Source organism: Methyloglobulus morosus KoM1 (genome assembly GCF_000496735.2).
Taxonomy (GTDB): domain Bacteria; phylum Pseudomonadota; class Gammaproteobacteria; order Methylococcales; family Methylomonadaceae; genus Methyloglobulus; species Methyloglobulus morosus.
In genome coordinates this window covers 1-10,357 of record NZ_AYLO01000119.1, presented here as the reverse complement: position 1 = coordinate 10,357, position 10,357 = coordinate 1, and the positions used below count along the sequence as shown (strand labels likewise).

At 47.6% G+C, this 10,357-nt stretch carries 8 protein-coding genes; 6 read left to right on the top strand and 2 right to left on the bottom strand.

All coding sequences use genetic code 11. The features are described 5' to 3' along the window. The first annotated feature begins 202 nt into the window (after positions 1–202). The gene (locus MGMO_RS15315) at positions 203–1,693 is read left to right on the top strand and encodes a NarK family nitrate/nitrite MFS transporter (RefSeq protein ID WP_023495972.1); all 1,491 of its coding nucleotides are present in this window, start codon (positions 203–205) and stop codon (positions 1,691–1,693) included. A gap of 57 nt (positions 1,694–1,750) precedes the next feature. Here the strand turns inward: MGMO_RS15315 and MGMO_RS15310 are convergent, their stop codons facing one another. Next, the gene (locus MGMO_RS15310; RefSeq protein WP_023495971.1) at positions 1,751–3,706 is read right to left on the bottom strand and encodes a dynamin family protein; all 1,956 of its coding nucleotides are present in this window, start codon (positions 3,704–3,706) and stop codon (positions 1,751–1,753) included. Positions 3,707–4,056: 350 nt separating this feature from the next. On the opposite strand from MGMO_RS15310, the gene MGMO_RS15305 reads away from it, so the two are divergent. The 3 genes from MGMO_RS15305 (at position 4,057) to hisC (ending at position 7,793) form a co-directional block, all read left to right on the top strand. Continuing rightward, entirely contained in the window at positions 4,057–5,790 is a 1,734-nt protein-coding gene (locus MGMO_RS15305; RefSeq protein WP_036308358.1) for a bifunctional protein-serine/threonine kinase/phosphatase, read from the top strand. Positions 5,791–5,920: 130 nt separating this feature from the next. Further along, entirely contained in the window at positions 5,921–6,376 is a 456-nt protein-coding gene (locus MGMO_RS15300) for a YaiI/YqxD family protein (RefSeq protein ID WP_023495968.1), read from the top strand. A gap of 331 nt (positions 6,377–6,707) precedes the next feature. Next, a complete protein-coding gene (gene hisC, locus MGMO_RS15295; protein ID WP_036308359.1) occupies positions 6,708–7,793 on the top strand; it encodes a histidinol-phosphate transaminase in 1,086 nt (361 codons plus the stop codon). A 59-nt stretch (positions 7,794–7,852) separates the two neighbouring features. Here the strand turns inward: hisC and MGMO_RS20080 are convergent, their stop codons facing one another. Further along, entirely contained in the window at positions 7,853–8,002 is a 150-nt protein-coding gene (locus tag MGMO_RS20080) for a hypothetical protein (protein ID WP_161808509.1), read from the bottom strand. Positions 8,003–8,092: 90 nt separating this feature from the next. On the opposite strand from MGMO_RS20080, the gene MGMO_RS15285 reads away from it, so the two are divergent. Together MGMO_RS15285 and thiS are read left to right on the top strand one after the other, a co-directional pair. Then, the gene (locus MGMO_RS15285) at positions 8,093–9,163 is read left to right on the top strand and encodes a 3-deoxy-7-phosphoheptulonate synthase (RefSeq protein ID WP_023495966.1); all 1,071 of its coding nucleotides are present in this window, start codon (positions 8,093–8,095) and stop codon (positions 9,161–9,163) included. Continuing rightward, on the top strand, positions 9,160–10,161 hold the full coding sequence (thiS, locus tag MGMO_RS15280) for a sulfur carrier protein ThiS (RefSeq protein WP_023495965.1): 1,002 nt from the start codon (positions 9,160–9,162) through the stop codon (positions 10,159–10,161). The genes MGMO_RS15285 and thiS overlap by 4 nt, the downstream gene beginning before the upstream one ends. Positions 10,162–10,357: the final 196 nt, after the last annotated feature.

Genomic DNA, 10,357 nt, shown 5'->3' with positions numbered 1-10,357 from the left:
ATTGAATAGACCACACAATGCACAACGAATGTGCAATAAAGCGGACTTTTGCACCAAATAAGCCCATCAAATCCGTTATCTTTTACGTTACGCACCATTTTGGACGTAACAACAATAACCTAGCTATCCCTAGTGGCCCACTTTTTATGGCATGACTATTGCTATACTGCAATAACAAACTTCATTTTGAAAGGGCTCCTTAATGTCATCGCAAAAACTTAACCTGTTCTCGTTTTCAGGGAATATTAAAATTCTCCACATGACCTGGATGGCATTTTTCATCAGTTTTGTCGTCTGGTTTAACCATGCACCGCTTATGCTGGCGATTGCCAAAACTTTGCACTTAAGCCAGCCGGAAATAAAAACCATCCTGATCTTAAACGTGGCGTTGACTATTCCTGCGCGTATTATTATTGGTATCTTGGTGGACAAATTCGGCCCCAAGCGCACTTACTCGACTTTACTTGCATTGGGCAGCATTCCCTGTTTTATGTTTGCTACGGCGGACAGCTTTCAACAACTGGCGCTTGCCCGATTTTTAATGGGCTTTATTGGTGCGGGGTTTGTGATCGGCATCCGTATGGTCGGCGAGTGGTTTCCAGCCAGGCAAGTCGGTATTGCTGAAGGCATTTATGGCGGCTGGGGTAATTTTGGTTCTGCCGCAGCCGCCATAACATTACCCTCGCTAGCCCTGCTATTCGGCGGCGACGAAGGGTGGCGTTATTCGATAGCTTGCACGGGGCTAATCGCATTGCTCTATTCGTTTGTTTACTATTTTAGCGTGTCCGACACGCCCAAAGGCTCAACCTATTTCAAACCTAAAAAAGCAGGCGCGATGGAAGTCACCAGCATTTGGGATTTGTTCTTTTATGTTGCAATGAACATCCCTTTGTACGCTACCTTGAGTTTGCTTACTTGGAAATTGTCATCTTCCGGCGGTGCCAATTACACAAATCTTTTACCCGATACAGCAGCTATTTTTATCCATATCGGCATCTGGTGTTTGTTCATATATAACGTATACAAGATTATCCATATCAATGAGCCAAACTTGCAAAAACCCATTGAAGACCTCCATAAATACCAATTCAAGCAAGTCGCGATACTGGACTTAGCTTATATGATCGCCTTCGGCTCAGAACTTGCAGTAGTATCGATGTTGCCAATGTTCTTCTTTGAAACTTTCCATGAATCGCAAGACATTACCATGGTCGAAGCGGGATTGTTAGGCGGCAGCTTTGCTTTCATCAACCTCATCGCCCGACCTACTGGCGGCTGGTTGAGCGATAAATTTGGCCGAAAACTATCGTTATCCGTCTTTATCGCGGGTATGTCAGCGGGCTATTTCATCATGTCGTTTATTGATTCAGAATGGCCCATTGCGGTCGTCGTATTGCTGACCATGTCTTGTTCTTGTTTTGTGTCGGCCGGTTGCGGCGCGGTATTTGCTATGGTGCCTTTAATCAAGCGTCGCATGACTGGGCAGATTGCCGGCATGGTGGGTGCCTATGGCAATGTCGGGGGGGTTGTGTTTTTGACGATATTATCTTTCGTGACACCCAGCATTTTCTTTCTGGTGATGCACGGGGTGGCGCTTGCGGTCTTAATTGCCGTCCAATTTATCAACGAACCTAAAGGCCATATGGCAGAAGTACAGGAAGATGGTTCGGTTGAGATGATTGAATTGAGCTAATAACCCTCCGTAAAAAAATAATCTCGTTGATGATGCCTTGCGATTCGTCGCTCGATTTTATTGAGCCAAGGAAACCAGTTGGCCTTCATGGAAACCCGATGTTTGTTGCATAACATGGACAATTCTATTCAATTCGTCATATTGTTTTTTTAGTTGCGCCAATTCAATTTCCAAGCGCTGGACATTCTCCTTTAATTTTCCTTCCGATTCATTGGCGGCACGCAAAACCAACAATCGGTTTTCAACGAGCGTTTTGTGATCCAGAATTTGGTGCTTGATGGGGGACATTACATTCTCCCCCCAAACCATCGCTTCTCTACGCGCCTGAAATAAAATATTACGCGCTTGAAAGATCAACATATTGTAGAGTTTTTGAAGTGCCATGTTTTTTTCAGTCAAGGTGATTGTGGCACTGGTCCGGTATGCCTCACCTTTATTTAACACTTTTTCCAGTTCCGCCTGGTATGGCTGGATCTGGAACAAATACGGTTGAATTTCTTTAAAGCCGTACTCGGTATCAAATTCCGAATGGACTTTTAAGATAAATTGCTGCACATCATTGGCTGTACCCACGCATTCGTTAAGAAGACTATGCAAATCGGCGAACATTTTCTTGATGCCGTTTTTCATGATATACGTCGTAATGCTGCTGTCGATTTCTTTTTTGTTGGTTTTGAAGACGTTATCGAATCGTGCTGGTGACAATACTTCAGTCAAGGCGTTCAATTTGGCGCGAAATACGGTACTGCTCGCTTGAAAATGTTCCATATTTTTAAAGTACGCCAATTGCTGAAGCTGGGCATTGTTGGTCATCTCCGCAATCTTTTCCTGGCTTTGCTCAGTTAATTGTTTAGCCTCCTCAAGCAAAAGCGTACTTTTTTCGATTTTTATTTCAGTCAAGGTAACGGATTCAATGATTAAAAAACCGACATCGCGCAATACAACATCAACCATGATTTTTTGTCGATGATCGATGATATCCTGAGATAGATAGGCTTCAAGCGCATTGATCCTGCTGCGTTCCAGCAAATCATCGTCATGCTTAATTTTTGCCAGTAATGCTTGTTTTGCCGATACCGGAAATATCAACTTTTCGGCTATTCCCAACGATTCAGCGGTAGCGCGAACCTGCGAACGAATGGAAAGCTCGTAACCGCTTTCATCCAATTCGTCCCACATGGCATCAATTTTGTTCATGACGATAGCAAGCCCTTGCTTACTCGTATTAGTTGCCCTGCAGACATGGTTGTTCCACATATTCAAATCGCTTTTGGTCACGCCCGTGTCGGCGGCAAGCACAAAAACTATTGCGTGTGCGCTGGGCAACATGCTTAGGGTCAATTCTGGCTCACTGCCTAGTGCATTCAAACCTGGGGTGTCGAGAATACCCAAGCCGGCTTTCAATAAAGGATGCGGAAAACTGATGAGTGCGTGTCGCCAACGCGGAATCTCGACGGTTTCGGGGATGGCGATACCCTGTTCTGCGGCTTCTTGTTCATCATACAGCCCCAACTCGATTGCTGTTTGCCTGGATACCCGCTTGACTGCGATAAGCTCCTGAAAAGCCGATTTCATTTGCTCGGGATTATTGCAGTCAAGGTCAATTTGCGTCCATTGGGCCATCTCCTTTTTTAATTGACTAAACGGGGTTTCCTCCTTGCGCGTCTCAATCTCTATGAGACGGATATAACTGCCGCCATCTTCATCGAAGAATAATTCGGCAGGGCACATCGTCGTACGTCCTGGGGAAGACGGCAATAACCTTATGCCCGTTTCGGCAAAGAACAATGCATTAATCAACTCGGTCTTGCCGCGAGAAAATTCGGCGACGAATGCCAGGGTCACGCGGTCTTGGGACAAGCCCTGCAATATATTCGTGATGGTGAGGGTGCTGTTGGCATCCTCCAGATCGTAGCGTTTGCGCCAGTCTTGGTATGCCTCAATCGTCGCAATCAGTTGAGATCGCCAATTGGAATATTCGTACAACGAATCTGAAAATTGCAAATTTTCCATAGAGTTATTTCATCTTCTTGAAGCGGGTCATAGTGCCCTAGAATTGGTTTAAATAGCGCAATAGCGCCCGTAATAATGAGCTACCCCAACTGCTTAATCTATTGAACACAGGGCTATATTAGAGCTGTAAAATTAGATGGTTATATAAATATCATCGGCTCAAGCAAACTTAAGGCCGTTATGCTAACTCAAAATGACAGTATTTTCCTCTTTTACAGCCCCCAGCGTCTTACAGAAACGGTTGAATTCGGCATCGAAACCGGTCGTAAAAATCCCACATCGATAGAAAAACAATGCTTAGGACGCCCACTCAGTGCCATAATTGGGCCTTAACGGATAGCGAACTAACAATGACAGCCAGCTTAAAGGTTTCTCTCGGCTTTGCCACCGATCCTGGCATTAAACCTGACAACGAAGATTTCGTCGGCGCAATCATACCCGATGAGCCGCAACTGACCCACAAAGGCGTCGTTGCCGCGATAGCTGACGGCATGAGCGGCAGCGATGCCGGGAAACTCGCGAGCCAAGCTTGTATTGCCAGCTTCCTAAACGATTATTTCAGCACGCCGGATTCCTGGTCAGTCAAACAAGCGGGGCAGAAAGTATTGTCCGCGACGAATTCATGGTTATACAGCCAGGGGCAAGTCCGTTACCAATCGGACAAAGGGATGGTTAGCACGCTAAGCATCATTGTCTTGAAATCAACCACAGCACATCTCTTCCACATTGGCGATTCCCGTATTTACCGTTTACGTAAAGGCAATCTTGAGCAGCTTACCCGTGACCATCGCATTTGGATTTCACAGGATACAAACTACCTTAGCCGGGCGATGGGAATTGAACCCCGATTGGAAGTCGACTATAAAGCCCTTCCCCTAGAAAAGGGCGACCTGCTTTTGATGAGCACGGACGGTATACACGACTTTATCGACGACAAAACCCTAAAGAAATTACTGGCGGAAAACACGGACTTGACCTTGCTTGCCAAAAAAATCCTGCAACAAGCCAAGGACAATAACAGCGATGACAATTTGACTTGCCAACTGGTCAGGGTAGACGGGTTGCCTGATGCAAAGGAAGACGAAATCCTGCGCCGCCATGCTAACTTGCCGTTCCCCCCGCCCTTGCAACCGGGTGCAATCCTCGATGGCTACCGCATCGAAGCAGAATTGCATGCCAGCAAGCGCACCCAAATTTATCGTGCCCTGGACACCCAAACCCACACCCAGGTTATCTTAAAGACCCCCTCCATACTCTACGACGACGATGCCCTTTTTATCGAGCATTTCCTGCATGAAGAATGGGCTGGAAAGCGGATAGATCATGACAATGTCGTTAAAGTCCACAGCGCCGACCGTACCAAAAGTTGCGTGTATTACGTCACTGAATACCTGGAAGGCGAAACGCTAAGGGCATGGATGACGGCAAACCCGAAAGCCGACATCATTACGGTACAAAAAATCGTGGAACAGATTGCCAAAGGGTTACGTGCCTTCCACCGCAAAGAAATGTTGCACCAAGACTTAAAGCCTGAAAACATCATGTTCGATAAAAACGGCATCGTCAAAATTATCGACTTTGGCTCGGTAAAAATTGCCGGTATTGCCGAAATTGCACCGTTGGAACTGGAAGACGAAGACAACATCCTCGGCACCCTGAATTACTCCGCCCCCGAATACCACCTGGGGCAACGCGGCTCGGTAAAATCCGACCTCTACTCCCTGGCGGTAATAACCTACGAGATGTTGAATGGCGCTTTACCTTTTGGTCAAGATATGCCGGAAAAACCCAGCCGGGGTTATCTTGCCAGCCTGCGCTACGTGCCCAGTTTTCACCACAATCCGATGGTGCCTACCTGGATAGACGGGGCATTAAAAAAAGCCACGGCGATCGCTCCGCACGCGCGATACGAAGAATTGTCTGAGTTTTTGTACGACCTCAACACGCCCAATCCAAGCTTCATGAGGACTGAGGATAACATTCCCCTGTTGCAGCGCAACCCATTACGTTTCTGGCAGGGGTTATCTGCAATTCTCGTGCTTATCAATATTATTTTGCTGTACTTATTAGCCTTATCCAGGTAAATATTGCTTTGTGCCTTATAACTTTCGAATAACTCAATTAATCCGTTCAGCTTCCTTAACCGGCAATCCCTTGACGTTTTTTATGGTTATTCGACCAGACTATTCCGCTTGATTCACCCAATAAACAAACATGGCCCTGCAAATCTGGATCGATGCCGATGCCTGCCCCAATGTCATCAAAGACATCTTGTTCCGTGCTGCAGAACGCAGGGCCATACCTTTGGTATTAGTCGCCAACCGAAGCATCGCAACACCGCCTTCCCCGTTTATCAAAGCCGTACAGGTCGCCAACGGTTTTGATATCGCCGACAGCTACATTGTCCAGCATTGCAAAGCCAATGATTTGGTGATTACCGCCGATATTCCCCTGGCGGCGGAAGTCGTTGCAAAACACGCCTACGCGCTAAACCCCAGGGGCGAACTGTATACCCAAGAAAACATCAAAGAACACCTCGCCATGCGTGATTTCATGACCGGGCTGCGCGATACCGGACAAGTCTCCGGTGGCGGCCCCGCTACATTAGGGCAACGCGACAAACAGGCTTTTGCCAATGCGTTGGATCGGTTTTTGGCGGTGAATAAGTAAATGGCCCTATATGACAAGGCTTGTTTGATATTGATGATGCTGCAATTAGTTGCAGGATGAATTAAAATTATGCATTCCGTTCCGCTTATCGTAATCCATTTTCTTTAATAATTGCCCTGGTAAGCTTTGGGTATCTAATGGGTCAAATAACGAAAAATATCCGAACGGCTATGGCTATGAACGTCTTTCGTCATGAAATCGTCTTATTCCAACTTTTACAAATGGTCTCGGCGTGAAGTTTGACCTGCATTCAGATTTTCAAAATTATTCCGCTATTACTGGGCATAAGAATTTGAAGATTTAATTATCCAATCAGGCTGGAGTGAATACAATTAGCAATTTTTCTAACCTAATACCTGCCCTATTCCGCAAAGAGGTATTGGCAATGTCGGCTTATCACGTCGCCAATGCCAGCGGACTAATCAAACTTGATGCGATGGAAAACCCCTACACCTGGCCTGATGACGTGAGAGCAAGTTGGTTAGAAACGCTAAAAACCTGCGAGTTGAACCGTTATCCCGATCCCGAAGCAAAATTGCTCACGCAAACGATTAGACAACGCAATAACATCCCGCCCGCGTTTGACGTGTTGTTGGGTAACGGTTCCGATGAGTTGATCCAAATACTGCTGATGGCCTTGCCGCCCACCGCCCGTGTGATGTCGACACAGCCTAGCTTCGTCATGTACCAGCAAATTAGCCAGTCGTTGGGCTTAAGCTTTATCAACATCCCTTTGCTGCCAGGGTCATTCGAATTGGATTTGCCTACCATGTTGGGGGCAATAGCGGACCACCAGCCCGCCATCATTTTTTTGGCATACCCGAACAACCCTACCGGCAACCTGTTTAGTGCAGAAGCTATCAATAAAATCATTGCCGCCGCCAACGGCTTGGTCGTCATCGACGAAGCCTACGCACCTTTTGCCGATGCCAGCTATATGGGCGAATTAGCCCGCCATGAAAACCTCCTGGTCATGCGTACCGTTTCCAAACTGGGCTTGGCGGGCTTACGTTTGGGTTACCTCGTCGGTGCGCCAGCTATTCTTGAACAACTCAATAAGATCAGGTTGCCTTATAACATCAACATCCTCACCCAAGTGACCGCCCGGTTTGCGCTAACTCACCACGCCCTGTTTGACGAACAGACCCAACTTATCTGTGCGGAACGGACACGCGTTTACGAACATCTCTGCAATATGCCAGGCATTACCGCTTATCCCAGTGCCGCCAACTTCATCCTCTTTAAAACACCCAAAGACAAGGCCACCGACATTTTCGCGGCTATCAGGCAACGGGGCGTGTTGATAAAAAACTTAAGCCCCCAAGGTGGGTTGCTGATTGATTGCCTGCGTGTCACTATCGGTAAGCCCGAAGAAAACCGGGCTTTTATTGCCGCCTTGAAAAGCTGTTTGGATTAAAAAAGCTACGATTTTTAGGCCCATCTAATGCTCGCATAATTTTTCAACTACTAATTTTCCTAAACGGCTGCTGCTTTTTTAGCATCGCTACCGCCATCATAGTTTGCCTTGGATTGATCGAAATTGTGCGGCCTGCCATTAGGAATACCATTACAAGAACCGTCATTGTCGTCAATCGTGAATGTTGCCGCTGGCACTTGATTTGCCATTGCAAACACGGTTGTTAACAAATAAACCATAAAAACAGTTAAAATAATCCGTTTGAAGTACCTTATTTGCCAAGTTTGGCTGAAAACACCATGCACACACCTTATAAAACCGACGACCTGAGAATTTGCGAAACCAAAGAGGTTGTCGCCCCTTTTCAAGTCCATGAAGAATTGCCCCTTAGTGCAATTGCCGCGCAGATAACTTTGGAAACGAGGCAGGACATCCACAACATCTTGAAAGGCGAAGACGATCGCGTCCTGGTCGTGGTGGGGCCTTGCTCAATTCATGATACGAATGCCGCCAAAGAATATGCAGGACTTTTAAAAGCGGCTAAAGACGAATTAAAAGACCATCTTCTCATTGTCATGCGGGTTTACTTTGAAAAACCGCGTACGACCGTCGGCTGGAAAGGCCTAATCAACGATCCCGATATCGATTCCAGTTTTGACATCAACAAAGGGCTACGCGTCGCAAGGCAATTGCTGCTGGACCTCAATAACATGGGTATGCCATCTGCCACGGAATACTTGGATTTAATTTCACCGCAATACATCTCCGACTTGATTTCATGGGGTGCGATTGGCGCACGCACCACAGAAAGCCAAGGACACCGCGAGTTGGCTTCTGGCGTATCGTGCCCTATCGGGTTTAAAAACTCCACCGACGGCACGATAAAAATCGCGATAGATGCGATTGGCGCAGCCATGAGCCCTCATCATTTTTTGGCGATGAACAAGGCGGGGCATTCGGCGATTTTTTCCACAACAGGCAATGAAGATGTGCATATCATATTAAGGGGCGGTAATAGCCAGCCCAATTATGACGCCGTGAGCGTTGAGCAAGTGGCGGAAGGACTGATCAAGGCAAGCCTGAGACCCAACATCATGATCGACTTCAGCCATGCCAACAGCCTAAAGCAATGCCACAGGCAAATTATCGTCGGCGAAGACGTTGCTGAACAAATTGCCAGCGGCGACTACCGGATTATGGGCGCTATGATAGAAAGTCATCTGAAAGCAGGGCGTCAGGAAGTGGTTGAAGGCCAACCCTTGACGTACGGGCAAAGCATCACCGATGCGTGCTTAAGCTGGGACGATACCTTGCCGCTACTGAAAAATCTGGCTAACGCCGTACAAAAACGCAGGGAATTAAAAGCATGATCGTTTATGTCAATGGTGAAAGCCATGAGCTTTCCGGGGATAAAAAAGTATCGGATATTATCGAAAACCTGGGGTTGACAGGCAAACGGATTGCCGTGGAATTGAACAAGGAAATCTTGCCCTTCGACCAATATCAACAATATGCACTACACAACGGCGACCGTCTGGAAATCGTCCACGCTATCGGCGGTGGCCAAGCCGAAGGCATGTTTCAAACAAGTAACGACAGTTTTACGGTTGCCGGAAAGGCTTACACATCCCGCCTGTTGGTCGGCACGGGAAAATACAAGGACTTGGAAGAGACCCGCTTGGCAATAGCCGCCAGTGGCGCCGAAATTGTCACTGTAGCAATCCGCCGCACCAACATCGGCCAAAATCCGGGCGAACCGAATTTGCTGGATGTCATCCCGCCGGACAAGTACACCATCCTACCCAATACCGCCGGTTGTTACACCGCCGACGAAGCGGTGCGGACGTGCCGCTTGGCGCGGGAACTGCTCGGCGGTCACAAGCTGGTCAAGCTGGAAGTGCTGGCCGACCAGAAGACCTTGTTCCCGGATGTCGCCCAAACCTTCGTCGCTGCCGAATTGCTGGTCAAGGAAGGCTTTGATGTCATGGTCTACACCAACGACGACCCCATTGCCGCCAAACGCCTGGAAGACATCGGTTGCGTCGCCGTCATGCCCTTGGCGGCACCAATCGGCTCCGGCCTGGGTATCCGTAATCCCTACAATATTCTGACCATCGTAGAAAATGCCAACGTCCCTATCCTGGTCGATGCCGGTGTCGGTACCGCGTCCGATGCGGCTATCGCAATGGAACTGGGCTGTGCGGGCGTGTTGATGAACACCGCCATTGCCGAAGCCAAAAACCCTATCCTCATGGCTTCTGCCATGAAAAAAGGCATAGAGGCTGGACGGGAAGCCTTCTTGGCTGGACGGATGCCCCGTAAGCGTTTTGCTTCGGCTTCTTCGCCGATTGATGGGTTGTTTTTTTAGCTGCAAAAATGCGGGAAACAATAGGATGTGCCGAGGTACGAGGCGCATCAATCACGAACGATGCGCTTCTCTCCGTTCAGCACATCCTATATAGCACTATTGGTGAATAAATGGGGCTAATATAGTTGAACCTTCAGGTAACTCAAACTCATCTGAGTTTTTATTAATAAAGCCAAGTATTACAAATGACTGCCTA